Source organism: Aeromonas sp. SER (genome assembly GCF_038739615.1).
Classification (GTDB): Bacteria; Pseudomonadota; Gammaproteobacteria; order Enterobacterales; family Aeromonadaceae; genus Aeromonas; species Aeromonas jandaei.
On the sequence record NZ_JBCGFC010000001.1, the window covers coordinates 340,255 to 364,661 of the forward strand.

Sequence of the window (24,407 nt, forward strand, 5' to 3'; positions counted from 1 at the left end):
GGGATGCCGGTTTTTTTATGCCGATTGCAGGCAGGGTTCAGGCCGAATTTAGCGAGCCAGCTGAATGGCCCCGTCGGCCCTGACCGGCTTGGCGCGGCGCTTGATTGTGGGGGCGCAGGCGCGCTTGAGGCGCAGCCATTCACGCCACAGCAGCCAGCAGAGCGGCAGGGTGAGCAGCAGCACGGTGGCCGGCTGGGCCATCAGCACCCCATCACGCCCCCACAGCAGCGGCAGCAGGAAGATGAGCGGCAGCAGCAGCACGGTTTTGGCAATCGAGATAACCAGCGCCTGACGGGTACGGGCCATGGATTGCAGCAGCACGATGCCGAACATGATGATCCCCTCCAGCGGAATAGCGCCCAGATTGAGCAGCAGACTGCTGACGGCGGCGGCCAGCAGCTCGGGGTCGTCATCGCCGGTATAGAGCATGGCCACCTGCTGGGGCAGCAGCTGGATGGTGATCCAGACCAGCATGCCGTAGATGAAGGTGAACTTGAGCCCCATCTCCATCAGATACTTGAGGTCGCGATTGCGCTTGGCCCCGGCCGCCTTGCTGATGAGTGGCTGAATGCCGAAGGCCAGCCCCTGCAGGATGACGATAAAGACCGCCTCGGTGTAACCGGCCACGGTAAAGCCGGCGAGATCCTTCACATTGCCATACACCATCAGCTGGCTGTTGTGCAGCATCAGCAGCAGGCCGAGGTTGAACTGGGCAATCAGGCTCGGCAGACCGGTAAAGAGCAGGTTCGGCACCGTAGGCAGGCTCGGCACCATGTCGCGCCAACCGAGGCGCAGTCGGGCCCAGGGGGTAAAGAAGTAGCCAAGGCCGATCAGGCTCACCGCCCCTTCCGCCATCAGGGTCGCCTGGGCGGTACCGATCAGTCCCAGCCCCAGTCTGGCCACCATCACGTAGTTGAGCAGGATGTTGAGCACGGCGCCGCTGCTCACCAGCACCATGGCCAGTTTCGGGCGACCATCGTTGCGCAGCAAGTAGGGCACCGCCAGGTTGCTCGCCAGCAGCAGGGTACCGCCGCCAATCCAGAGCAGATAGTCGCTCGCCTGCTTCCAGGTCTCGGTGCCCTGCTCGATGCCGAGCCCCAGCAGAATATCGGTGTGGAGGTAATAGAGCAGGATGGGGGCGGTAATACCGAGCACCAGCAGCAGCCAGAGGGCATTGACCAGCGTCTTGCGCGCCAGCGCGAAGTTGCGGGCACCCTGCTGGTAGGAGATGCCGGTGGCGGCACCCATGCTGATCATGGCGGCCAGACCGAGCAGCACCATGATCACCGGGTAGACCAGATTGATGCCGGCCAGACCGGCCGCCCCCACATAGTGGCCGACGAAGATGCCATCGACCAGGTAGTAGGCACCGGACACCAGCATGGCAAGGATCGAAGGGAGGGCATAGGCCCAAAAGCGACGGGTCATGGCCCGTTGCCGTAATGTGAAGTAGGCAGACATATCTGTTCTCTCGATGTGCTCGGTTATCGAACAGTTAGTCTAGATTAATACTTTTTTGGTGATAATCCGGTTTCTACTTGATGAATTGCTGAATGTTACTCAGTAATCCGCTGTTTTGATAGTGCGCCTTGAGCATGTCGATCAGGATGCGCAGCCCGCTGCCAAGCTGATGGCGGCTCGGATAGAAGAGATAGAAGCCGGCAAAGGTGGGGCTCCAGGGCTCCAGCACCGTGATGAGTTTCCCCTCTGCAACTTTCTGGCTCACCTCCTCCTCAAGGCAGTAGGCCAGTCCCAACCCCGCTTCGGCAGCGCCCAGATAGAGGGCCGGCGTGCTGGTGGTGAGCGGCCCGGTTACCTCGATCTCCAGCAGGTTGCCATCGGCGGCAAAGGCCCAGCGGTAGTGGTGGTGCGGGGTGAGGCGATAGCCGATGCAGGCGTGGCGGCTCAGTTCGCTCGGGTGCTCCGGCGTGCCGTTTTGCGCCAGATAGGCGGGAGAGCCCACCACCAGATAGCGCTGGGGCGGCCCGAGCGGAATGGCGATCATCTCCTTGGGCAGCAGATCCCCGTAAAAGAGGGCGGCATCGAAGCCATCCTCGATCATGCGCGGCATCAGCTCCTGCTCCACCACCTCCACCTGCATCCGCGGATAACGAGCCAGATAGTCGATGAGCACCGGTGCCAGCAGGCTGTCGATGGCGTTGCGCGGGGCGCAGAGCTTGAGCCTGCCCACTGGTTCATCGCTGTTGCGGGCCAGCTCGGCGAGCGCCTCTTCCAGGGTATTGAGGGTGGGGAGCAGCTGCTTGAGCAGCCGTTGGCCCGCTTCGGTCGGCACCACGGCCCGGGTACTGCGGTTGAGCAACCGTACCCCCAGTCGCTCCTCCATCCCCTTCAGACTGTGGCTGATGGCGGAGGCGGAGACGCCGAGTTCAAGGGCGGCCTTGCTGAAACTGCGGTGGCGGGCGACGGCGGCAAACACCGCCAGTTCGGCGAGATCGGTACGGGTTATGGTCATCTTGAGTCAACAAAAAGGCGTGAGTCACAAGGGTACGCCAAGGGGATGTTGCATACAATCCACCCGGAAATGGTCGCTTGTTTTAAAAATGTAAATTATCAAAATTCATTGAATCCAATGAAACTAATTTTAAATGTTAAAAAAAACTCACAACAAGGCGCCTTGAGTGTGATCTTAGTCGTCCGAAAGGCGACTCGAATCAAACTTTGGTTGATTAATTCAAAAAAACGCTGTGATTAATAAGGTCATTTAATTAAAGTCACCCCATCGAGAGAGACGCATGTTGTCGAGTTGTTAAGGCGAGCAGGTGTCCCCCCTCAGAGTCAAAAACTCATGCCGTTGTTTGTTGCATTCTTGTTGTTACATGGAGTGATGACCAGATTGCCGGGGCGTGAGAGCTACAGGGAAGAAGAGCAGGCGTTCCAGGGAGATGGAACCGGGCCAAGGCCCGAATGAACAAGAATCCCATTTTTCCTAGATGACAGGAACAACTTATGTCTGACATGAATATTGCAGCTGATGGTCGTGTAGCCAGCAACGCCGCTCGTGGCATCAACAAGGCCGATGTGGTCTGGATGCTGGGCCTGTACGGTACCGCAATCGGTGCCGGTGTGCTCTTCCTGCCGATCAACGCCGGTGTAGGTGGCCTGTGGCCGCTGGTTGCCATGCTGATCCTGGCCCTGCCGCTGACCTTCTTCGCCCACCGTGGCCTGACCCGCTTCGTGCTGTCCGGTTCTACCCGTGATGGCGACATCACCGAAGTAGTAGAAGAGCACTTCGGTAAGACCGCAGGCAAGTTCATCACCCTGCTCTACTTCTTTGCCATCTACCCGATCCTGCTGATGTATTCAGTAGCCATCACCAACACCGTCGAAAGCCTGATGGTTCACCAGCTGGGCATGACTGCACCTCCCCGTGCCATCCTGTCTCTGGCGCTGATCCTCGGTCTGATGGCGATCGTTCGCCTCGGCGGCCAGGTTATCGTCAAAGCGATGAGCGTGCTGGTATTCCCGTTCGTGATCACCCTGATGGGCCTGGCGCTCTACCTGATCCCGCACTGGAACGGTGCCATCATCACTGAAGCTCCGGCGCTGGGTGATGCCTTCAACGGCGACTTCATCAAGACCCTGTGGCTGGCTATCCCGGTAATGGTGTTCTCCTTCAACCACTCCCCGATCATCTCCTCCTTCGCGGTGGACAACAAAGGTCGTTACGGTGAGAACGCCGAGAAGAAGTGCAGCAACATCCTGCTGGGCGCCCACGTCATGATGGTGATGACCGTTATGTTCTTCGTATTCAGCTGCGTACTGAGCCTCTCCCCGGCTGACCTGGCTGCTGCCAAAGAACAGAACATTTCCATCCTGTCCTATCTGGCCAACCACTTCGACAACCCGGTTATCGCCACTGTGGCTCCGCTGATCGCCATGGTTGCCATCAGCAAATCCTTCCTGGGTCACTACCTGGGTGCGCAAGAGGGCATGAACGGCCTGATGGCCAAGGCTCTGCGTGAAAAGGGCAAGAACGTTGACGTCAAGCAGCTGAACAAAGTGACCGCGATCTTCATGATCCTGACCACCTGGGCCATCGCTACCATCAACCCGAGCATCCTCGGCATGATCGAAGATCTGGGCGGCCCCATCATCGCGATGCTGCTGTTCCTGATGCCGATGTACGCCATCGCCAAGGTTCCGGCCATGCGCAAATACGCTGGCAACATCAGCAACGGCTTCGTGACCATCATCGGCCTGATCGCCATGTCCGGTATCATCTACAAGCTGATTGCCTGATAACTCCGGTCAATCTGTTGAATGAAAAGCCGCCTCGCAAGAGGCGGCTTTTTTTATGGCTGTTTGCGGTGGAGAGCGTCACTTCATCAGCTTCTTCACCTCGTCGCTGGCCAGCGCCTTGTTGAATTTGTCCCGCGCCTCCTTGCCCTTGGCGGAGTTGGTAAAGCAGACGTGGAGCGACTTGTCCTCGAGGATCTTGCTGTTGAAAGCGAGGTTGGCGGCGACCCCCTTGAGGTGGGGATCGCTCTCCAGCAGATAGGTCATCACATTCTGGTCGATGACCGCCAGATCGAGCCGGCCGTTGCCCAGCTTGAGCAGGTTCTGGCTATCCGAGGTGGTGGCATCGGCCGAGAGCGCTTTGCTGGCAACCTTCTGGTCAAACTCGGTGGTGTTGACGTAACCGGTGACGACCCCGATCTTCTTGCCCTTCAGGTCGTCCAGACTCTGCCAGCTCACCGGCTGATCGGCCCGCTGGGCAAAGCCGAGGGGGCCGTGGCCGATGGGATCGGAGAAGAGGCAGCTGCTCTTGGGATCGAGATACTCGGGGAAGTAGCCGAGCACCTCGGGGTTGTTGGTCGCCTCGTCCACCGCCCGCTGCCAGGGGTAGAACTTGATGGTCAGCGGGTCGCCGGCCAGGGCAAAGGCTGCGGTCACCACCTGACTGGTCTTGCCCTGTTCAGGCAGGCTGGCACTGGTGTAGGGTGGCCATTCAAGGCTGGTCAACTGCGCCGCCTGAGCGGCCGACATGCCGAGCAGGGGAAGGGTGGCCAGGGCGAGGTGCTTCCATTTCAGACTCATGAGATAACTCCTTGTGGTCAAACACCTCTTAAAGATAGCCCTGTGGTGCCGATTGCGGATGCCGACCATGACTGAGCGCCATCCACATCACCTATTTGTTGTCGATGTTCTCCGCCTGCCAGAGGGCGTAGCCCTTGCCGGACGGCGTGGTGGGCAGGTCAATCTGCATCAGGTCATTGCCGATGACGAACGGCCCTGTGTAGCGGGCACGCAGATCCTGCGCCAGATCTTTGACCGTAATCTTGCCGTTGAGCCCGATGTGGCTGAACACGGTCAGGGCCGGTCTGGCTTCGTTGAGAACGCGGGCGGCCTGCTCGGGGGAGGCGAGGTGACCGGCGATCGCCTTGTAGCCCGGGTTGGCCTTCATCTGCTCGGCCGAGGTCATGGAGACGCAGTGCACCAGCAGATCCGCTCCCTTGGCCTCTTTCACCACCTGCGGGCTGTAGCGGGTATCGCCGGAGAGCACCACGCTGTGGCCGTGGTAGTCGATGCGATAGCCAAACGACGGCTTGATGTTGACCCCGTGATCGTTGTCAAAGGCGGTTACCTTGACCCCATCCCGGTCGTAGACCACCCCGGCAGTCACCTCGTGGCTGTTGATCTTCACCCCGTCGAGCGGCGTCCCCTCATCCTTGACCCGGGTAGCGATATCGGTGGCGTAGGCCTGCTGCAGGCCGTGAGCCAGGGCATCGGTGCCCTTGGGCCCGTAAAGCTCCATCGGCGCGTGGCGCTGGCCATAGGCCGGTTGCAGCCAGCCGGTCAGCCAGAGATCCGCCAGCCCGTTGGTGTGGTCCGAGTGAAAGTGGGTGAGGAAGAAGGCGTTGACCCGGCCGATGGGGATATGCAACTGCCACAGGCGGGTGGCGGAGTTGCGGCCAAAGTCGAACACCAGCTTCTGGTTGCCCGCCTCGACCAGGGTGCTGTAGCCGCCGCGGCTGATCTGGGGCACCGGGGTGCCTGTGCCGAGCAGGCTGACCCGGAAGATATCGGGCCGGGCTTGAGTTGCCGTGGCCGGGGCGTGATCGAGGTTACTGATAAAGCTGCTTTCGGCCGCCTGGCTGACACCGGTGGCCAGCAGACCGACCAGCAGGGCGGCCAGATAGGTGCTTTTCATGGGGATATGTCCTGTTTGGTGGCGTTGCTGGTCACTATATTGGTAACCAAAAGTGCGATAAATTGGCTAAAAATCATTTCTTACTAAACTTCTGGTTGTGAATCTGAGCCCTTGTCGCAGGCCAAATGGCCTTGAAACGGGCAAAAAGGAGGGGTTGTGGACCGATTGACCAGCATGCGTATCTTCACCCGGGTGGTGGATCTCGGCTCCTACAGCGCGGTGGCGAGCGAAGAGGGGATCAGCGCCCAGATGGTGGGCAAGCATGTGCTGGGGCTGGAGCAGTGGCTGGGGGGCAAGCTGTTTCACAAAACCACCCGCCAGCAGACCCTGACCGAGCTGGGCCAGCTCTTTCTCGCTCGTTGCCAGCGGGTGCTGGAGGAGCTGGCACTGACCGAGTCACTCACCCAGAACCTGCTGGCCGAGCCGGCCGGACGGCTGCGCATCGCCGCCCCCCTCAGTTTTGGCCACCACCGGCTGGTGCCGCTGTTGCCTGCTTTTCTCGACCGTTATCCCAAGCTGGAGGTGGATCTGCAGCTTACCCCGCGCTGGGTCGATCTGGTGGAGGAGGGGTTTGACGCCGCCATCCGTACCCTGCGCCCGCAGGATGAGGCGCTGATTGCCCGCCCATTGCTGACCCAGCACTACCGGCTCTGCGCGGCGCCCGACTACCTCAATCGTCACGGGGTACCCCGTCATCCGGCCGATCTCGCCCGCCACCAGTGTCTGCATGGCAACTGGGGCGAGCACGAGCGCTGGCAGTTTGTCGGGGGCGATGGCCAGAGCGAGGAGGTGCGGGTCGCCTCGCGCCTGCGCATCAACCACTGGCCGGCGCTGCTGACGGCGGCACTGTCCGGGGCCGGCATCACCTTGCAGCCTGCCGAACAGGTGCATGACCATATCGCTGCGGGACGTCTGCTGCCGCTGTTTGGCAACTATCAGAGCCCGGCCAAGACCCTCTACTTCATCTATCCGGCGGCGCGGCGGCAGGTGCTCAAGATCACCCTGCTGGGGGATTTTCTGGCCGAATCCCTGCAAGCTGAGCCCGAGCCTGAATAAAAGGCTGCATATTTTCGCCACCGCTCTTAACCATCGTACTTAACAAAGGCGCGGGGCAGGCCTAACATGGCGGGATGTTTTTTTAGTCAGGACAAAAGGATATGTCTGGGTTGAAAAAGGATCTCGGGCTCTGGCAGGGGATGGGGCTGCTCGCCACCTCGCTGCTGGGTACCGGGATCTTCGTGGTACCGGCGACCGCCGCCTCGCTGGCGGGGGGGGCCTCGCTCTGGGCTTGGTTGCTGCTGATTGCGCTGGTGCTGCCCATCGCCTTTACCTTCGCCCGCCTCGGCCGCCGCTATCCCCATGCGGGCGGTGCGCCGCACCTCATCGGCCTCGCCTTTGGCAACGGCGCCGAGCGCTTCTCCGCCTTCCTGTTTCTGGCAGTGCTGCCGGTGGGTCTGCCCGCCGCCCTGATGATTGCCGCCGGTTTCTGGCACGCCCTGTTCGATATGGGGGAGTGGACCCTCTGGGCCATCCAGCTGCTCACCCTGCTCGGGGTCTTTCTGCTGGGGCTGCGCGGGGCGCGCTCCTCCGGCAATCTGCAACTGCTGATCGCGCTCGCCATTCTGGGGCTCACCCTGCTTATCTGGTTCAAGGGGGAGGTGAGCTGGCGCGATGCGGCCCGGCCCTTGCCGAGCGCGGACGAGTGGCCCGCCATGGCCACCGCGCTGGCGGTGATGTTCTGGTGTTTCGTCGGGCTGGAAGCCTTCGCCCATATGGGGGAGGAGTTCAAGCGGCCGGAGCGGGATTACCCCATCGCCCTGCTCGGCGGGGTGCTGCTGGCGGGGCTTATCTACTGGATCCACTCGCTGGTGGTGCTCAAGTACGGCCTCTACGGCGATGAGGCGAAAAACGCTACCGCTATCCCTTCCCTGCTGGCGCTGCTATTCGGCCCCACCGCCAAGTGGTTGGTGGCGGTGCTCGGCTACCTCTCCTGCTTTGCCAGCATCAATATCTACATTCAGGGCTTTGCCCGGCTGATCTGGAGCATGGCGCGCGAAGGCAAGTTGCCCCCCTCGCTGGCCGTACTCACCGCCCGCGGCGCGCCGTTGCGGGCGCTTACTCTGGTACTCGCCATCTGTCTGCTCTGCATCACCCTGATCATCTGGCTGCGACTGCCGCTCGATGAGCTGATCCGCTATGCCAACGGCAACTTCGTGCTGGTCTACCTGCTCTGCATGGCGGCGGGCTGGCGCCTGCTCGGCGGGGTGGGCAAGGGGCTGGCGGGGGTGAGTGTGCTGCTCTGTACTCTGGTGCTGGTGGCGCTCGCCACTCAGGTGCTCTATGCGGTGGTGCTCAGTCTTGGCTACGGCTGCTTCTCCCTGTGGCGGCGCAGACGTCGGCTGCTGACCTCTGACGATATTTGCGCAATCAAGTAGCCCCCGAAAAAAGCCCCGCAGTGCGGGGCTTGTTGTTGCCTGTCAGCGGCTTGCGGGCAGGTCGCTGCGCAAGATGGCGTAGTGGCGCAGGGAGATGAAGCCATCCCCCTTGCGTTCGCACTCCCGCGCCGTGCCCTCGTAGTGAAAACCGGCCCGTTCCAGCAGACGGGCGGAGGAGAAGTTGGGCTCCTCCACCACCGCCAGCAGCCGGTGCAGGTCGGTAGTGCGGTAAGTGAGCGGCAGCCACTGTTGCAGCGCCGCGCTCATCACCCCCTTGCCCCAATGCTCGGGATAGAGCCAGTAGCCCAGCTCGGCTCGCTGGTGAGTCGGGTCGGCATCGTTGTAGCCGATGGCGCCGAGTGGTTCGCCCGTGTGCCGGTCACGAATGAGGTGCCAGGCGCCACTGCCGGTACGGGTCAACTCTGCATACCACGTCATCTGGGCCTGGCACGCCGTCAGGCTGTCGTAGCTGACGCCGTAGTAGGCAACGACCCGCGGATCCGACAGACCGCGGAAGATGTGGGGCAGGTCGGCATCGGTGACGGGGTCCAGTCTGATGTCGGGTTGTGTTGATGTCATGATGACTCCTTGCGACCAACCCGGGTTGGCCGCGTGAGTTGAGTAGTAATGGATGGATGATGCTGGCATCAGACAAAGCCGAGCCGCTCGGCAAGGTGCGTCAGCTCGCTCTGCCACTGCTGCTGCAGGCGCGGAGTCTGGTGTCTGGGCTTGCGGGCCAGGTCGGCGGCGAGCAGGGCATCGAGTTCATACCAGCGTGCCAGCAGCGCCTCTTCGTCATCCGCCGGGCCAACTGAGGTCTGCCTCATGGCGGGGGCGGTCAGTGCCTGCGCCGTTGCGGGGAGGGCCCTGCTTGCCTTGTCTGTTGCCAGCAAGGGCGCATCGCCGAGCAGCTCGGCATAGGCCCGCTCGGCGCTGTGGGCCTCCCGGATCTGCCCTTCCCTGATCAGCCAGAAGCGGTTGCAGCTGCGCTCGATCAGCTCCCGATCGTGGGAGACCAGCAGCACGCCCCCCGGGAAGGCTGCAATCGCCTCGGCCAGCTCCTCCTTGCCTGCCAGATCCAGGTGGTTGGTGGGCTCGTCGAGCCAGAGCATGTGGTGGCTGCCGAGGGACAGGGCGAGAAACAGCAGCCGTGCCCGCTCGCCCCCGCTCAAGGTACGTACCTGCTGGCCGTGACGGGCATAGGGGAAGCCCGCCCGGATCAGCGCCTGACGCCGGGTCGTCTCCGGCAGAGGAGCCAGCGGGTAGAGGGCATCGCTCAGGGTGGCGTCGTCAGCCAGCTGCTGCAGCGACTGATCGTAATAGGCGATGCTGGCGCCGGGGTGGCAGTACCAGCCCGCCTGCGGGCTCTGCGCTGCCAGTTCGCGCCAGCACTGGCGAAGCAGGGAGGACTTGCCGGTGCCGTTGGCTCCGAGCAGCGCGACCTTGTCTCCTGCCCGCAGCCAGAGCCCTTCGGCGCGCAGCAGCGGCGGCAATGCTGGCGCTGGCGATACGTCGAGGGTCTCCAGTCGAAGCAGCGTGTCGGCAGGCAGGCTCACTCCGCGCAGCTCGAGCCGCCAGGGGGCCAGCGCTGCCACTTGGCTCTGCTCCTCCTGCAGGCGGGCGATGCGCTTCTCCATGGATTTGGCCTGACGCACCAGCTTCTCGTTGTCATGCTCTCGCCCCCAGATGGCGAGGCGTTTGCTGCTGGCGCTCAGGCGGTCTATCTCTTTTTGCTCGTCAGCCCGGTGCAGGAGGGCCTGCTCATCCTCGGCGGCCAGCGCCGCTCGCGCCTCGCTGCAGGGTAGGGCGAAGCGGTGCAGCTCGCCATCGCGCAGGATCAGGGTCTGCTCGGTGACCCGATCCAGCAGGCGGCCATCGTGGGAGACCAGCACGAAGGCGCCGCGCCAGCCCAGCAGAAACTGCTCGAGCCAGAGCAGGGCGGGCAGATCCAGATGGTTGCTGGGCTCATCGAGCAGCAGCAGATTGGGTTGGCGCAGCAGGGCACGGCCTATCTGCAGTCGGCTGTGCTGGCCGCCGCTGAGTGCACTGACCGGCAGCGTGGCCTGAGCCTCCAGCTGCAACTCGGTCAGCATCTTGTCCACCTGCCATTCGGCGGCGGGGTCGTTGCCCAGCACGTCAAACAGCACGGCGCGGGTGCTGAGGGTAGAGAGCCCGGCGGGCAGTTGCTGGGCCACGAACTCGCAGCGGCAGGCTGCGGCCTGCACGACACGGCCGGCTTGAGGCGTGCGCTCGCCCGCCAGCAGCGCCAGCAGGGTGCTCTTGCCGCAACCGTTGGCGCCAATCAGGCCGAGCCTGTCACCTGCGCGGATGCCGAGTTCGAGATTGTCAAATAACGGAAGGTGCCCCGCACTGATCTGCAGGGAATGGGTACTCATCAGGGTTGTCATGCTCTTGCTCTCTTAAATCGCGGGATCGGAAATCCCTGTCATCAGGAGCGCTGGCGACAACGGCAGAGTCGAGAAAGGTCTCGGTATGGAGGGGAGTCGGCTTTGCTCGAACCCGCTATCGCAGCGCGATGGTATGCAGGCAAGAGCAGGCAAATGTGCCGAACAGGCGGGCCGAAATGATCGGGCACGCTTGGATAACCATGTTTTACCTCCTTGTGTTTCGTTATGGCACGGTGCGGCGATTATAAGAAGAGAGCCGGATCCAGTTCAACAATTCATCATCGTTGTGGAAGGAGCTATGGAGAGGTTGTCCATATGGGCCCGCTATTCTCTTATCCCTGGCCCCAAACCCCCTGTTGGATCAACTCATCGGTGATTTGTCGGCAAAAAAAGTGGGATCCGGCTCTCGTTTTGCTTAAAGTGACTCTTTTCCGGCTCAGCCCGGAATGCCCGCAAGGATGCCCTTCAGACGTCAACAGGATGGCCTGGTCAGACTGGCTCACAGAGATTACTGCTTCGGTTCTCTTCTTCTCTGTCGCCCTTGCGTGACAGCGCTTCGTTCCGTTCAGTCAGCCCGGGTCCTGCGTCACTCTCATCGAGCATTGTCTCCATCTGCTGCGAGTGAATCATGAGCGAATCGGTTTTTGAGATCCATGACTGGACCCTGAGCGTTGACGACAACACGCTCTGCCGTCCCGACCGCGAGGTCTACCTCGAACCCCGGCTGGTCAACCTGTTGCGGTTTCTGGCCCGCAATGCCGGTACCGTGTTTGGTCGCGATGCCCTGATCAACGAGGTGTGGGACGGTGCCGAGGTGACCGATCAGGTAGTGACCCAGTCCATCTTCGAACTGCGCAAGATCCTCAAAGATGGTCGCACCGACGCGACCGACTATATCGTTACCGTGCCCAAGCGTGGCTACAAGCTGGTGGCGCCGGTACGGCCGCAGCAGGAGCTGGTTGCTGCCGAGGAGCATGCGGTCTCCTCTGCCAATTCCCATCTTAATCCGACCCTCTCCGATCTCAGCCCTCCCGCTGAGGATGAGCCGCTCGCCAATGTGGCCCCTTTTCCCGCCGGGCCCCTGACCCGCGCCATCTCCAACCATGCCAAGGATGCCCGCAGCCGCTGGAAGATGGTGAGTTTCGATATCTTCGTGGCCGTCATTCTGGTTGCCATCGTCAGCCTGCTCAGTTACCAGCACACGGCGCCGCAGGTGCACTCCATGCTGGATCCCAACCTGCTGGTGTTCCGTTTCCACTCCGGCATGGATGACAACAACGAGAACGTCCGCCTTGCCGACGGCATCACTCGTGCCCTGATGGCCGAGGTGGCGGCGGCGACGCCACTGCGGGTGCAGTATGGCGCCACCACCCTGATGGGAGGCATCATGCCCGGCAAGGAGCTGAGCGTGCGGGTCTCGCGCCAGCCGCGCGGCACCTACCTCGATCTGGAGTACCGCAATATCAACACCAACCGGGTGCTGTTCAGCCACCAGTACCAGCTGAGCCGCCACAACGTGCACGGCGTGCTGCAAGAGAGCAGTCAGGATCTGCTGCGTGCCCTCGACCAGCCGGATGCCGAGCCGGGGATGGGGTGGCCCACCGATGATGCCTCCCTGATGGCGATGATGGAGGCTCACTACTACACCAACAGCCGGGATCCGGTCGCCCTCAAGCGCGGTATCGAGTTGCTGGAGGAGGCGCTGGCGCTCCAGCCTGATCAGCCGCTGCTGCTGGCGGAGCGCTATCTGGCCGGTGAGGTGCTGGCCACCCTGGCGGGGCAATCCGAGAGCGAGCGACTGCAGGAGGTGGGAACCCATCTCGCCCGCGTGGTGCAAAATGGCGGCGCCCTGCCATCCCGGGTGTGGGAGGCGCTGGCGCTGCAGGCGGTGCTCAACAGCGAGCAGCAGCAGGCCAACTATCTGCTGGATCAGGCGGCAAAACGCGGCCGCTCGGTGCTCTATTACATACTGCAGGGCAAGCTGGCGGAGCTGGATGGCCGTCCGGAAGAGGCCGGTGATGCCTACAGTCAGGCCTTCCTGATGGAGGCGACCGAGCAGACCTATCTGCTCTGCCAGCAGCTCGGTTTCTACAGCAATATGGAGACCCTCACCCCGGCGCTGTTCGATGCACTGGGTCAGAGCAAGGTGAAGCTCTTCTAATTCCGCGCCCTTTGTTGCTGCCGGCATGACATCCGGCCCTTCGCTCAGGCCACCTTCGGGTGGCCTGAGCCGTTTCTGGCCGCCTTTCATCAGGCTTGCTACTCCTGAAAAGAGGAGCTCTGCACACCATATCGTGGTGAGCTACCCCGGGTGAGCTTCCGGCTAACCGTGCCGGGCATACCGCTTGCTTTTGTCGTTTCTTCGTATCATCCATTTCCCGCATTCCCGCATTCCCGCATTCCCGCATTCCCGCATTCCTTCAGCTATGTCCAGCCGGAGCGAATTTCTTCCGATTACGTCATTTGGCGTGTGTGGCCTTGGCGCTGCACTGGTTGCCAACAGCGAATTGAGCGAGCCGATGACCCCGGATAGGCAGAGCTGTTGCCATTCAGGGGGAGGGTAAATTCCATGGCAGATGGCGCTTACGGCGATGGGATTGGCCGGGTTGATGAGATGGGCAGGGTGGGCGAGAGCGGGAAGGTTCTGTGCGAGCCCCTTTATCCCGGGGTTATCGCGGGGAAAATATCAAGACGGCGAGATAAAGGGGTTATCAAGGCGAAAAAACCGGGCTGCCGGATATCAAGGTTTTATCAAGAAAGCTCGGCGAGCCATCATCAATTTGCTGTTTTTAAAGGTTTTTTATCGAGTTGGCGAGGAGGGTGAAAAAAGTTGCCTCATATTTTTATCCGTTAGCTGCTCCTTATGTTTTTCGGGGACGAGAGGCCTAGTCTGTGCCCATTCGTTGGCCGGACGTTGTGCCAACTGTGTATGTGACGACCCGACCTTTTTAAAGACCCGGAGATCTTATGTCCCTAGATACGAGCAAGAAGATCGGCCTTATCGCCTGTACAGGTGTAGTGGCCGGCAACATGATGGGGAGCGGTATCGCACTGCTGCCTTCGGCACTGGCCAACATAGGTTCCATTTCTGTATTCAGCTGGGCTATCTGTCTGGTAGGTGCCATGGGCCTCGCCTTCGTTTTCGCCCGCCTCGCTACCAAGAACCCGCAAGAGGGTGGCCCCATTGCCTACGCCGGTGAGATCTCTCCGGTTTTCGGTTTCCAGACCGGTGTGCTCTATTACCACGCCAACTGGATCGGTAACCTGGCCATCGCCATTACCGGCGTCTCCTACCTCTCCGTCTTCTTCCCCATTCTCAACAGCCCGATCCCGGCCGCTGCAGCCACCATCGCCGCCGTCTGGATCTTCACCTTCGTCAACCTGCTTGGCGGTAGCTGGGTGAGCCGACTCTGTACTCTGGGTCTGGTACTGATCCTGCTGCCGGTGGTGGGTACCGCTCTGGTGGGCTGGACTCACTTTGACAGTGCCGTTTACAGCCAGAACTGGAACACCACCAGTGGCAGCGACCTGCATGCGGTCATCAGCGCCGTGCTGATCTGCCTCTGGTCCTTCGTCGGTGTTGAATCTGCCGCCGTCTCTTCCGGCATGGTGAAGAATCCCAAGCGTACCGTACCGCTCGCCACCATGCTGGGTACCGGTATCGCTGGTGTTATCTACATCCTCTCTACCCAGGTGATCAGCGGCATGTTCCCGGCCGGTGAAGTGGCTGCTTCCGGCGCCCCGTTTGCCATGGCCTCTTCTGCCATCTTCGGTAGCTGGTCTGCCCCCTTCGTCTCTGCCTTCACCGCCCTGGCCTGCTTCACCTCGCTCGGTTCCTGGATGATGCTGGTGGGCGAGGCGGGCAAGCGTGCCGCCAACGACGGCAACTTCCCGAAAATCTACGGTGAAGTGGACAAGAACGGCGTGGCCAAGAAGGGTCTGATCCTGGGCTCCCTGAAGATGACTGCCCTGATGATTGGCCTGACCGCTTTCACCTCCCAGTCTGCCCACGCTGCCGATCTCTTCAACGTGCTGACCACAGATGCGGTGTTGCTGACCATGCTGCCCTACTTCTACTCCAGCATTAACCTGATCCGCTTTGAAGGCATGACCTCCCGCAGCATCGGCGCCATGATCTTCTCCGGTGTGGCCTGCGTCTTCTGTCTGGTAGCCCTGATGGGTGCCAAGGGTTCCAACCTCACAGCTACCTTCGTGGTGTCGCTCATCATCCTGATGTTCTACGCCAAAAAACTGGGTCTGCGTCAGCACGATGCCCTGCTGAACGAACAACCCAGCAACTGATTTCCCCTTTTATCTTCCGAGCACTCTTCACTCACCATCCCTGATGGAGAGCGCCCCTTTACGTGTGGAGCATTACGATGAATATCATTGCCATCCTCAACCACCTCGGCGTTTTCTTTAAAGAAGAGCCCATTCGCCAGCTGCAAGCCTCCCTCGAGCGCAAGGGTTTCGAGGTTGTTTATCCGGTCGACGTCGCCGACCTGCTGAAACTGATTGAGAAGAACCCCCGCGTTTGCGGCGCCATCTTCGACTGGGACAAATACTCTCTGGGTCTGTGCAAGGAGATCCACGATCGCAACGAGAAGCTGCCGATCTTCGCCTTTGCCAACGACCAGTCCACCCTGGATATTCACCTGACCGACCTGCGTCTGAACGTGCACTTCTTCGAGTACCGTCTCGGCATGGCTGACGACATCGCCCTCAAGATGGGTCAGGCTACTCAGGAGTATCAGGACGCCATCCTGCCGCCGTTCACCAAGGCACTGTTCAAGTACGTGGAAGAGGGTAAATACACCTTCTGTACTCCGGGTCACATGGGCGGTACCGCCTTCCAGATGAGCCCGGCCGGCAGCATCTTCTATGACTTCTATGGCCCGAACGCGTTCAAGGCCGACGTCTCCATCTCCATGCCGGAGCTGGGCTCCCTGCTGGATCACTCAGGTCCGCACAAGGAAGCCGAAGAGTACATCGCCCGTACCTTCAACGCCGATCGCTCCTACATCGTTACCAACGGTACCTCCACTGCCAACAAGATCGTCGGCATGTACTCCGCGCCGGCCGGCAGCACCGTGCTGGTTGACCGCAACTGCCACAAGTCGCTCACTCACCTGATGATGATGAACGACGTGACGCCGATCTATTTCCGTCCGACCCGCAACGCCTACGGCATTCTGGGTGGTATCCCGCAGAGCGAATTCAGCCGCGAGACCATCGCTGCCAAGGTTGCCGCGACACCGGGTGCCCAGGCTCCCCGTTACGCCGTCGTCACCAACTCCACCTATGATGGCCTGCTCTACAACACCGGCTTCATCAAGGAGAGTCTGGATACTCCTTACATCCACTTCGACAGTGCCTGGGTGCCTTACACCAACTTCAGCCCGATCTATGAAGGCAAGTGCGGCATGAGCGGTGAAGCGATGCCGGGCAAGGTGTTCTACGAAACCCAGTCCACCCACAAGCTGCTGGCGGCCTTCTCCCAGGCCTCGATGATCCACATCAAGGGTGACGTGGAGGAAGAGACCTTCAACGAAGCCTTCATGATGCACACCTCCACCTCGCCGCAGTACGGCATCGTGGCCTCTACCGAGATCTCTGCTGCCATGATGCGTGGCAACACCGGCAAGCGTCTGATCAAGGACTCCATCGATCGCGCCATCTCCTTCCGCAAAGAGATCAAGCGTCTGCGGGATCAGAGCGAAGGCTGGTTCTTCGACGTATGGCAGCCGGACAACATCGACACCGTCGAGTGCTGGAAGCTGGATCCGAAAGATGACTGGCACGGCTTCAAGGACATCGATGACAACCACATGTACCTGGATCCGATCAAGGTCACTCTGCTGACTCCGGGTATGGGCCGTGACGGCCAGCTGCTGGAGAAGGGCATCCCTGCCTCTCTGGTCTCCAAGTTCCTGGACGAGCGCGGCATCGTGGTCGAGAAGACCGGCCCCTACAACATGCTGTTCCTCTTCTCCATCGGTATCGATCAGTCCAAGGCGATGCAGCTGCTGCGCGCCCTGACCGAGTTCAAGCGTGGTTACGATCTGAACCTGACCATCAAGAGCATCCTGCCGAGCCTCTATCGTGAAGACCCGAGCTTCTACGAAGGGATGCGTATCCAGGAGCTGGCGCAACGCATTCACGAGCTGACCAGCAAGTACCGTCTGCCGGAGCTGATGTTCAAGGCGTTCGACGTACTGCCGGAGATGAAGATGACTCCGCACGCCGCATGGCAGCAAGAGCTGGCCGGCAACGTGGTGGAAGTGCCGCTGCGTGACATGGTTGACCGCATCAGCGCCAACATGATCCTGCCGTACCCGCCGGGAGTACCGCTGGTTCTGCCGGGCGAGATGGTGACCCAGGATTCTCTGCCAGTGCTCGAGTTCCTCGAGATGCTGTGCGAGATCGGCGCCCACTACCCGGGCTTCGAGACCGACATCCACGGCCTCTATCGTCAGGCCGATGGCAGCTACACCGTCAAGGTGCTGCGTTAATCACAGTGACAACAACGGGCCGCAAGGCCCGTTTTTCCCTCCGGAATTTCTCTTTTCTTGCGTGAGTCATCATGAAGCGAGTGCTCTCCATTCAATCCCATGTGGTCTTTGGCTGTGCCGGCAACAGTGCCGCCGTCTTTCCCATGCGTCGCCTTGGCATCGAAGTGTGGCCGATGAACACGGTGCAGTTCTCCAACCACACCCAGTACAGTGAGGGGTGGCAGGGGATGGTGATGCCGGCAGGTCATATCGCCCAGCTGGTGGATGGGCTGGCGGAGATCGGCGTGCTGGCCCGGTGCGATGCGCTGCTCAGCGGCTATCTCGGCTCGGCCGAGCAGGGGGAGGAGATCCTGGCGGCGGTGGCCCGGCTCAAGGCGTGCAATCCTGGTGCCCTCTACTTCTGCGATCCCGTGATGGGTCACCCGGACAAGGGGTGCATAGTGGCGCCCGGCGTCACCGACTTTTTCCGGGAGCGAGCCTTGCCCCGTGCCGACCTGCTGGCCCCCAACCTGCTGGAGCTGGAGCAGCTGACCGGTCGCGACATCGGCAATGTCTCTCAGGCGCTGGCGGCGTGCCAGCAGCTGCGCGAGCAGGGGGTCAAGATGGTGCTGGTGAAACATCTGGGCAAGGCCGGCTTTGCCATGGACCGCTTCGAGATGTTGCTGGTGTGCGAGGAGGGGGCATTTCACCTCTCGCGCCCGCTCTACCCCTTTGCTCGCCATCCCATCGGAGTCGGGGATCTGCTAAGCGCCACCATGCTTGCCAATCTGCTGGCCGGTTTCACTCCGGTGGTGGCGTTCGAGCGGACCAACGCCAGTGTCGATGCAGTGCTGGCTCGCACCTGGCTGACGGGGGCCTACGAGCTGCAACTGGTGGCGGCCCAGCACGAAATGGCGTTGCCGCTGGTGCGTACCCGTGCCACTCGCCTTGAGTAGCAGCGTCGCCGATTCTGGATACAAAAAAGCCCTGCTGGTCAGGGCTTTTTCTATTTCTGAAGGATGTGGGTAGTCGCGCCTTAATCCTTGGGATCCTTGAGCGCCTCGATCACATCCTCCTTGGGGCCGAGTCCCTCGACATGGTTGAAGGTGTCGAGCCCCTCCTGCGCACTGATGGTAAAGGCGTCGGCACTCAGGTAGCTGCCGCTGCCGGCGCTCTCCATGATGACCACCAGCTCGGGCTGCTTGTCACCGTTGAGATCCAGCAATTTCAGCTCCTTGATGGAGCCATCGCGCGGTAGCACCTTGCCGTCGATGAACTGATCCAGCGGGAACTGGGGATTGGCGCCGGAGTAGAGGCGCACATCGTAGCTGCCGATGGAGGCGGGTTCGCCACGTCCTTCAGCCACCGTGATCACCTGACCGGAGGGGAGTGTCAGCTGTTTGCTAAATCCCTCTTCGGCTTGAACTGATGTACCAATAACCAAAAGAAATAATAATGCTCGCTTCATGGCAGCTCCTGTCATGTGTTGGCTATTTGGAGGAAAGGTATTCATTTGTTTCTTGAGTTCACTACTTTGGAAACAACTGTTCTTCTGGAAAATCACTTTCACTTTCCCAATATATGGGTTCGCTTCTACTTGAAATAGTAAATATGCCTTTGTCGAGAGTTAGTCTGCTAAATGTGGTTTTGGTCGACTCGCCATCCCACTCACCTTGTTTAGGGATATCTGGGAAAGAACTTACTACCAAAAAACCGGAGGGAACTTCGCGCCAATTAGCCCTGAGTGCTGATAAAAGTGTCCATGTTTTGTTTATATCAGATCCTTTTAGCGGTAAAAAATGGATGCCTTTGGGTGATGCAGTAAAAGGTCGTGATTCCACACCATTAAATCCTCCGGCTCCCATAGAGCGATCTTCATCCAGAAGAAAAACTGGTTTTGTTTGATCTATCAACTTGGTAGGACTGATTTTTGCTAAACGAAATACTTTCAATCGAGCAAGTTGTTCATTGTTTTTGCCAAAAATGCGTATTTCTGCGTTGACCAGAGGTGGTTCCCAAGGGCCTTCTGCTTCAGAATAAAAACCCGCATTTGGATCCGATGCAACGCGAGAATCCTGATACAGACAAATACGAAGATCCTGTGAGGGATAGCACTCTCGCTGTTTTATGGTACTGGCCCAAGCTTCAGTAGCACTCGCACATAGGGAAAGAAGTCCCAGAGCCAGAAGAGTCTTGTTCATATTTTTCTCTTTTGTATCAGGGCCCATGATTGGGCCCTGCTTTTTTATCATTACCAGATCTTCACCCGTTTCTGGGGCGGCAGATAGAGCTTGTCCCCCGGCTGGATGTTGAATGCCTCGTAGAAGGCGGGAATGTTCGGCACCACGCCGTTGACCCGGTACTCGGGCGGCGAGTGGGGGTCGGAGCGCAGCAACATCTGCATCAGTTCGGGACGATACATCCCTTTCCACACCTGCGCCCAGCCGAGGAAGAAGCGCTGCTCGCCGGTGAAGCCATCCAGCACCGGCGCCTCCTTGCCATCCAGTGACAGCTCGTAGGCCTTGTGGGCTATGGTGAGGCCGCCCAGATCGCCGATGTTCTCGCCCAGGGTGAACTGGCCGTTGACGAACTGGCCGTTGATGGGCTCGAAGCGGTTGTACTGGGCCACCAGCCGGCTGGTGCGGAAGCGGAACTCCTTGAGATCCTGCGGTGTCCACCAGTCGCGCATCATGCCGTCACCGTCGGATTTGGCCCCCTGATCATCAAAACCGTGGCCCATCTCGTGGCCGATCACCCCGCCGATGGCGCCGTAGTTGACTGCGTCATCCGCTGTCATGTCGAAGAAGGGGGGCTGCAAAATGGCCGCCGGGAAGACGATCTCGTTGTTGCTCGGGTTGTAGTAGGCGTTCACCGTCTGCGGCGACATGTGCCACTCGTCCCGATCGACCGGCTTGCCGAGGCGAGTCAGATTGTCGGCATATTCGAAGGCTTGCGAGCGCTGCAGGTTGCCCACCAGATCGTCCGGTTTGATGGCGATGGCGCTGTAATCCTTCCACTTGTCCGGATAGCCGATCTTGGGTCGGAACTTGGCCAGCTTCTCGAGCGCCTGGGTCTTGGTCTCCGGCGACATCCAGTCCAGCTCTTCAATGCTCTGGCGGTAGGCGGTGCGCAGGTTCTCCACCAGCTGCTCCATCCGCTCCTTGGCCGCAGGCGGGAAGTAGCGGGCCACATAGAGCTGGCCAACCGCTTCACCCAGATGATCGTTCAGCACCCCCAGTCCACGCTCCCAGCTGGCGCGCTGTTTGGGCGTGCCGCTCAACGTGGTGCCGTAGAAGGCGAAGTTGGCCCGATCGGTCTCGCTGTCGAGATAGGGGGCGTAGTCGGTCAGCAGTTGCCACTTGAGGTAGGCCTGCCAGTCGGCAATGGGGGTCTGGGCCATCACCTGATCCAGCGCGCTCAGATAGGTCGGCTGACCGATGACGAGCTCCGGCTGGGCGGCAATGCCGGCCGCATCGAGATAGGCTTGCCAGTCGAGCTGAGGGGCAAGGCGTGCCAGCTCGCTGGCGGGGCGCTTGTTGTAGTTCTTCTCCCGATCCCGCAGCGCGACGTTGTCCCACTGGATGGTGGCGAGCCGGGTTTCGAGGGCGAGAATCCGCTTGGCCTTGCCGCTCGGATCAGACTCACCGAGGCGGTTCAGCATGGCGGCGATATGTTGCTGGTACTTCTGGCGCAGCGCCTGACTGTCGGGATCCTGCTTGAGGTAGTAGTCGCGATCCGGCAGCCCAAGTCCGCCCTGATAGAGGTAGACCGCATAGCGATCCGGCGCCTTGGCGTCGGCATCGATCCAGATACCGAACGGTGCGCCGCCGCCCATGCGGCCTGATTGGGCAAAGGCGCGGGCCAGTGCGGCCTGATCACCGATCCGGTCGATGTCGGCCAGCGCCGGTGCCAGCGGGGTGAGCCCCTTGGCATCACGGCCCGCTTGGTCCAGATAACTGGCGTAGAGATCGCGGATCTGCTGGGTCGGCGTACCGGTGGCAGCCTCCTGCTTGGCCAGCCCCTCGACCAGCACCCGCACATCGGCGAGGGATTTGTCTCGCAACATGTAGAAGGCGCCGTCGGCGGGGCGATCGTCGGGGATCTTGGCGGTGGCGAGCCACTTGCCGTTGACGTAGCGGAAGAAGTCATCGCCGGGTTTGACCCGGGTATCCATATTGGCCAGCGCCAGTCCGGAGTGTTTCGGCGCGCTCTCGGGCGCCTGGCTGCAACCAGCCAACAGGGCCAGCCCGATAAGGCCGGCCAGAATGCTTTTCTTGTTGTTCATGGGATCTGATTCCACATCGGGTTGTTTGCTTCCCTGCCTGCGCCTCTTCTGAACTGGTGACTTTCGGGTCTGCACAGGCGAGCCCTACTCTAGGGTGGGTTGCCGTGCCGGCGCAAGCGGCGTCGTCAGGATGAATAATCCCGAACGAGCCCCGAGTCGCCACAGTGCAGCTTGCCAGCCGCGACTCTGCTAAGATCGGCCGATCCGTTTTGGGGAAGCCTATGATTTCTCATCTTTATTCTCGCTTTTGTCAGACTCTGCCAGAACCGGAAGGTTCCACTCGCCTGCTGGTGGCCTTCAGCGGTGGCCTCGACTCCACCCTGCTGCTGGCGCTGGCGGCGCAGTTTGCCCGTGAGTACGGCTTGCCGCTTCGGGCGCTGCACGTGCACCACGGTCTCAGCGCCCATGCCGATGAGTGGGTGGCTCACTGCGAGTCGGTCTGCCAGCAGCTGGCGGTGCCGCTCATTGTCGAGCGGGTAACCCTTGCCCGCGGCAATGGCGAGAGTCTGGAAGCGCAGGCACGCACCGCCCGCTACCAGCGGCTGATGGTGCACATGACGGAGGGGGAGTGGCTGCTCACTGCCCACCATCAGGATGATCAGCTGGAGACCCTGCTGCTGGCCCTCAAGCGCGGCGCCGGTCTGCGCGGTCTGGCCGGCATCTTGCCAAGCCAGCCCTTTGCTGGCGGTCTGCTGCTGCGGCCGCTGCTCGATATCAGCCGGGCCGAGCTGGCCGAAGTTGCCGCCACCCTGCCTTATGGTTGGGTCGAGGATGAGAGCAATCAGGATGTGAGTTATGACCGCAATTTTCTGCGCCAGCAGCTTATCCCCCGGCTCAAGGCGCGCTGGCCTGCCATTGCCCGCACCGCCGTCCGCAGCATGGCGCTGTGCGCCGAGCAGGAGGCGCTGCTGGACGAGCTGGCCGAGAGCGACTGGCAGCTGGCCGGCGAGGGGGAGGCACTCCATATAGGCCCGCTGCATGCACTCTCGCCGACCCGGCGCAACAACCTGCTGCGCTACTGGATCCGCCGTCAGGGGGGGGAGATGCCATCGCGCGAGCAGCTTGCCCGGCTGTGGCAGGAGGTAGCGCTGGCGCGGCCCGATGCCAATCCGCAGCTCAACTGGGGCGGCCTGAGTTGCCGCCGTTTTCAGGAGCGCCTCTATCTGGTAGCCCCGGATCTGCAACCTTGCCATCAGGTGTTGCCGTTGACGCCGGGCGAGCCGCTTACCCTGCCGGATGGATTGGGTGAACTGGTGGTACGTATGGAGAAAGCGGGAGAGGGGGGGCTGCGTTTGCCCCGACCAGAGGAGCCTCTGTCGGTGCGCTTTGGCGTGGTGCCGGGCGCCATGCTGAAGCCGGTGGGACGTGGTGGCAGCCGCCGCTTGAAGAAGCTGCTGCAGGAGTACGGCGTTCCTTCGTGGCAGCGGGGGCGGATCCCTATCCTCTACTATGGCGAGCAGGTAGCTGCTGTGGTCGGACTCTTTGTCTGCGACGGATTTATGGCAGAGCAGGAGGGGCTTTCATATCAATGGTTGCCAACGCAAGAGGGGTTGCTGTTGCCTGAGCAGGAACCTGAGTAAAAAAAGGGCTCCGGTCACATGACTGCATGTGCCGGAGCAAAGAAGAGTACCCGGTTATTCCGCGAGGCCGGCTTTGCCGGCTTTTTTGCGGGCGTAGAGGTGGCTGTCTGCCGCCTCGTAAAGAGCTTGTACACTGACGCCTGATTGCCAGCTGGCGGCCCCCAGACTGCAACCGACCGAGAAGGTGCTGAGCTCCTTGTTGGTCATCAGCATGTGCTGCAGGCGCAGCCAGACCGGACGCCACGCCTCGGGTTCGGCCGGTTGCAACAGCAGGGCGAACTCATCCCCCCCGAGCCGGAAGGCCTGATCCGTACTGCGGATGCACCCCTTGAGCAGCTGGGCGAAGCGGCTCAGTACCAGATCCCCGACCGGGTGGCCCCAGGTGTCGTTGATCTGCTTGAAGCGGTCGAGATCCAGCAACACCAGCACCAGACCATGGGGCTCGCGGCTGTGCTGCTCGATGGCGCGGCCAATGGCTTCGTCAAAATAGGAGCGGTTGCCAAGGCCGGTCAGGTGATCGAGGCGCACCTGCTGATCCAGTTTCTCCAACCGCATGTAGAGGGGCAGCAACAGGCTGAGCAGCTGATGGTACTGCAGCAGCACACGCTGCTGGCTGCCGCTGAGCGGGTGTTCCAGCTCGTAGTGGAGTTGGCCGAGCAGCTGCTCATGCTGGCCGCGCAGCTCGAACAGGTAGCTGTGCAGGTTGAGGGTGGCCATCGGCGGGTGCTGGATCAGTACATGGGGGTGGCTACCGTCCATATAGAGACTATGGATCCTGACAATTTTTGCCGCTCGATCGGCAAAAGTTGTCAGCAGGCCGCCGAGCTCGTGCTGCCCCAGCAACTGCTCCAGCAACTGATTGCGTTCTACGCTGGGCAAGGGCGTGAGCCGCTCCATCTGGCGAACCCACTGCTCGATGCCATGGCTAAAGCCATTGAGTGACGATCTGTTTTCCATGGTCTTCCACCTGTAACCACTTGACTGCTCCCCTTCACCTGCAATTGGCATGCCCAATATATGTTTCCTGAGCCAAGGA

Annotated in this window: 19 protein-coding genes; 9 read left to right on the forward strand and 10 right to left on the reverse strand. The window is 61.0% G+C overall.

Annotated elements, in window-relative coordinates:
- Positions 1-48: 48 nt before the first annotated feature.
- Together AAHA41_RS01680 and AAHA41_RS01685 are read right to left on the reverse strand one after the other, a co-directional pair.
- Positions 49-1,461, reverse strand: coding sequence for an MATE family efflux transporter (locus AAHA41_RS01680; RefSeq protein WP_323070357.1), 1,413 nt, complete (start codon positions 1,459-1,461; stop codon positions 49-51).
- 73 nt (positions 1,462-1,534) lie between these two features.
- Positions 1,535-2,473: a LysR family transcriptional regulator gene (locus tag AAHA41_RS01685; RefSeq protein WP_320657297.1), complete on the reverse strand. Its 939-nt coding sequence runs from the start codon at positions 2,471-2,473 to the stop codon at positions 1,535-1,537.
- Between the two features lie 494 nt (positions 2,474-2,967).
- Between AAHA41_RS01685 and AAHA41_RS01690 the strand changes: the two genes are divergently transcribed.
- A complete protein-coding gene (locus AAHA41_RS01690) occupies positions 2,968-4,260 on the forward strand; it encodes an HAAAP family serine/threonine permease (RefSeq protein ID WP_041208124.1) in 1,293 nt (430 codons plus the stop codon).
- Between the two features lie 78 nt (positions 4,261-4,338).
- Here the strand turns inward: AAHA41_RS01690 and AAHA41_RS01695 are convergent, their stop codons facing one another.
- The gene (locus tag AAHA41_RS01695; RefSeq protein WP_042032867.1) at positions 4,339-5,058 is read right to left on the reverse strand and encodes a transporter substrate-binding domain-containing protein; all 720 of its coding nucleotides are present in this window, start codon (positions 5,056-5,058) and stop codon (positions 4,339-4,341) included.
- Between the two features lie 91 nt (positions 5,059-5,149).
- Positions 5,150-6,172 carry an MBL fold metallo-hydrolase gene (locus AAHA41_RS01700; protein ID WP_043849351.1) on the reverse strand — a complete coding sequence of 341 codons (1,023 nt, stop codon included), beginning with the start codon at positions 6,170-6,172 and terminating at the stop codon, positions 5,150-5,152.
- A gap of 156 nt (positions 6,173-6,328) precedes the next feature.
- On the opposite strand from AAHA41_RS01700, the gene AAHA41_RS01705 reads away from it, so the two are divergent.
- Both AAHA41_RS01705 and yjeH read left to right on the forward strand, forming a co-directional pair.
- Positions 6,329-7,228 carry a LysR family transcriptional regulator gene (locus AAHA41_RS01705; RefSeq protein WP_323069607.1) on the forward strand — a complete coding sequence of 300 codons (900 nt, stop codon included), beginning with the start codon at positions 6,329-6,331 and terminating at the stop codon, positions 7,226-7,228.
- Positions 7,229-7,329: 101 nt separating this feature from the next.
- Positions 7,330-8,607 (forward strand): L-methionine/branched-chain amino acid transporter, encoded by a 1,278-nt coding sequence (gene yjeH, locus AAHA41_RS01710; RefSeq protein ID WP_323069609.1) that lies wholly within the window; start codon positions 7,330-7,332, stop codon positions 8,605-8,607.
- Between the two features lie 42 nt (positions 8,608-8,649).
- On the opposite strand, the gene AAHA41_RS01715 is transcribed toward yjeH, so the two are convergent.
- Together AAHA41_RS01715 and AAHA41_RS01720 are read right to left on the reverse strand one after the other, a co-directional pair.
- The gene (locus AAHA41_RS01715) at positions 8,650-9,186 is read right to left on the reverse strand and encodes a GNAT family N-acetyltransferase (protein WP_323069612.1); all 537 of its coding nucleotides are present in this window, start codon (positions 9,184-9,186) and stop codon (positions 8,650-8,652) included.
- A 68-nt stretch (positions 9,187-9,254) separates the two neighbouring features.
- Positions 9,255-11,015, reverse strand: coding sequence for an ABC-F family ATP-binding cassette domain-containing protein (locus tag AAHA41_RS01720; RefSeq protein ID WP_323069615.1), 1,761 nt, complete (start codon positions 11,013-11,015; stop codon positions 9,255-9,257).
- A gap of 628 nt (positions 11,016-11,643) precedes the next feature.
- On the opposite strand from AAHA41_RS01720, the gene cadC reads away from it, so the two are divergent.
- From cadC to pdxY, 5 genes are all read left to right on the forward strand, one after another.
- Positions 11,644-13,176 (forward strand): lysine decarboxylation/transport transcriptional activator CadC, encoded by a 1,533-nt coding sequence (gene cadC, locus AAHA41_RS01725; protein WP_323069616.1) that lies wholly within the window; start codon positions 11,644-11,646, stop codon positions 13,174-13,176.
- A gap of 408 nt (positions 13,177-13,584) precedes the next feature.
- Positions 13,585-13,839 carry a hypothetical protein gene (locus tag AAHA41_RS01730; protein ID WP_323069618.1) on the forward strand — a complete coding sequence of 85 codons (255 nt, stop codon included), beginning with the start codon at positions 13,585-13,587 and terminating at the stop codon, positions 13,837-13,839.
- A 143-nt stretch (positions 13,840-13,982) separates the two neighbouring features.
- On the forward strand, positions 13,983-15,317 hold the full coding sequence (gene cadB, locus AAHA41_RS01735; protein ID WP_041208134.1) for a cadaverine/lysine antiporter: 1,335 nt from the start codon (positions 13,983-13,985) through the stop codon (positions 15,315-15,317).
- A gap of 77 nt (positions 15,318-15,394) precedes the next feature.
- Positions 15,395-17,527, forward strand: a complete 2,133-nt coding sequence (locus AAHA41_RS01740; protein ID WP_043849356.1) for a lysine decarboxylase CadA — start codon at positions 15,395-15,397, stop codon at positions 17,525-17,527.
- Positions 17,528-17,598: 71 nt separating this feature from the next.
- Positions 17,599-18,462: a pyridoxal kinase PdxY gene (gene pdxY, locus AAHA41_RS01745; RefSeq protein ID WP_042032874.1), complete on the forward strand. Its 864-nt coding sequence runs from the start codon at positions 17,599-17,601 to the stop codon at positions 18,460-18,462.
- A gap of 80 nt (positions 18,463-18,542) precedes the next feature.
- Here the strand turns inward: pdxY and AAHA41_RS01750 are convergent, their stop codons facing one another.
- The 3 genes from AAHA41_RS01750 to AAHA41_RS01760 form a co-directional block, all read right to left on the reverse strand.
- Entirely contained in the window at positions 18,543-18,974 is a 432-nt protein-coding gene (locus AAHA41_RS01750; protein WP_156852321.1) for a PliI family lysozyme inhibitor of I-type lysozyme, read from the reverse strand.
- Between the two features lie 61 nt (positions 18,975-19,035).
- The gene (locus tag AAHA41_RS01755) at positions 19,036-19,707 is read right to left on the reverse strand and encodes a hypothetical protein (RefSeq protein WP_323069620.1); all 672 of its coding nucleotides are present in this window, start codon (positions 19,705-19,707) and stop codon (positions 19,036-19,038) included.
- 50 nt (positions 19,708-19,757) lie between these two features.
- Positions 19,758-21,791 (reverse strand): M13-type metalloendopeptidase, encoded by a 2,034-nt coding sequence (locus AAHA41_RS01760; RefSeq protein WP_323069623.1) that lies wholly within the window; start codon positions 21,789-21,791, stop codon positions 19,758-19,760.
- 221 nt (positions 21,792-22,012) lie between these two features.
- Here AAHA41_RS01760 and tilS point away from each other — a divergent pair, with 221 nt between their 5' ends.
- The gene (gene tilS, locus AAHA41_RS01765) at positions 22,013-23,371 is read left to right on the forward strand and encodes a tRNA lysidine(34) synthetase TilS (RefSeq protein ID WP_323069625.1); all 1,359 of its coding nucleotides are present in this window, start codon (positions 22,013-22,015) and stop codon (positions 23,369-23,371) included.
- A gap of 54 nt (positions 23,372-23,425) precedes the next feature.
- Here tilS and AAHA41_RS01770 read toward each other — a convergent pair whose 3' ends face one another.
- Entirely contained in the window at positions 23,426-24,328 is a 903-nt protein-coding gene (locus AAHA41_RS01770; protein WP_033115791.1) for a GGDEF domain-containing protein, read from the reverse strand.
- Positions 24,329-24,407: the final 79 nt, after the last annotated feature.

Bases quoted from the DNA above. Each gene is read 5' to 3' on its own strand.
- AAHA41_RS01680 (WP_323070357.1), bottom strand. From the start codon at position 1,461: ATGTCTGCCTACTTCACATTACGGCAACGGGCCATGACCCGTCGCTTT.
- AAHA41_RS01685 (WP_320657297.1), bottom strand. From the start codon at position 2,473: ATGACCATAACCCGTACCGATCTCGCCGAACTGGCGGTGTTTGCCGCC.
- AAHA41_RS01690 (WP_041208124.1), top strand. From the start codon at position 2,968: ATGTCTGACATGAATATTGCAGCTGATGGTCGTGTAGCCAGCAACGCC.
- AAHA41_RS01695 (WP_042032867.1), bottom strand. From the start codon at position 5,058: ATGAGTCTGAAATGGAAGCACCTCGCCCTGGCCACCCTTCCCCTGCTC.
- AAHA41_RS01700 (WP_043849351.1), bottom strand. From the start codon at position 6,172: ATGAAAAGCACCTATCTGGCCGCCCTGCTGGTCGGTCTGCTGGCCACC.
- yjeH (WP_323069609.1), top strand. From the start codon at position 7,330: ATGTCTGGGTTGAAAAAGGATCTCGGGCTCTGGCAGGGGATGGGGCTG.
- AAHA41_RS01715 (WP_323069612.1), bottom strand. From the start codon at position 9,186: ATGACATCAACACAACCCGACATCAGACTGGACCCCGTCACCGATGCC.
- AAHA41_RS01720 (WP_323069615.1), bottom strand. From the start codon at position 11,015: ATGACAACCCTGATGAGTACCCATTCCCTGCAGATCAGTGCGGGGCAC.
- cadC (WP_323069616.1), top strand. From the start codon at position 11,644: ATGAGCGAATCGGTTTTTGAGATCCATGACTGGACCCTGAGCGTTGAC.
- AAHA41_RS01730 (WP_323069618.1), top strand. From the start codon at position 13,585: ATGGCAGATGGCGCTTACGGCGATGGGATTGGCCGGGTTGATGAGATG.
- cadB (WP_041208134.1), top strand. From the start codon at position 13,983: ATGTCCCTAGATACGAGCAAGAAGATCGGCCTTATCGCCTGTACAGGT.
- AAHA41_RS01740 (WP_043849356.1), top strand. From the start codon at position 15,395: ATGAATATCATTGCCATCCTCAACCACCTCGGCGTTTTCTTTAAAGAA.
- pdxY (WP_042032874.1), top strand. From the start codon at position 17,599: ATGAAGCGAGTGCTCTCCATTCAATCCCATGTGGTCTTTGGCTGTGCC.
- AAHA41_RS01750 (WP_156852321.1), bottom strand. From the start codon at position 18,974: ATGAAGCGAGCATTATTATTTCTTTTGGTTATTGGTACATCAGTTCAA.
- AAHA41_RS01755 (WP_323069620.1), bottom strand. From the start codon at position 19,707: ATGAACAAGACTCTTCTGGCTCTGGGACTTCTTTCCCTATGTGCGAGT.
- AAHA41_RS01760 (WP_323069623.1), bottom strand. From the start codon at position 21,791: ATGAACAACAAGAAAAGCATTCTGGCCGGCCTTATCGGGCTGGCCCTG.
- tilS (WP_323069625.1), top strand. From the start codon at position 22,013: ATGATTTCTCATCTTTATTCTCGCTTTTGTCAGACTCTGCCAGAACCG.
- AAHA41_RS01770 (WP_033115791.1), bottom strand. From the start codon at position 24,328: ATGGAAAACAGATCGTCACTCAATGGCTTTAGCCATGGCATCGAGCAG.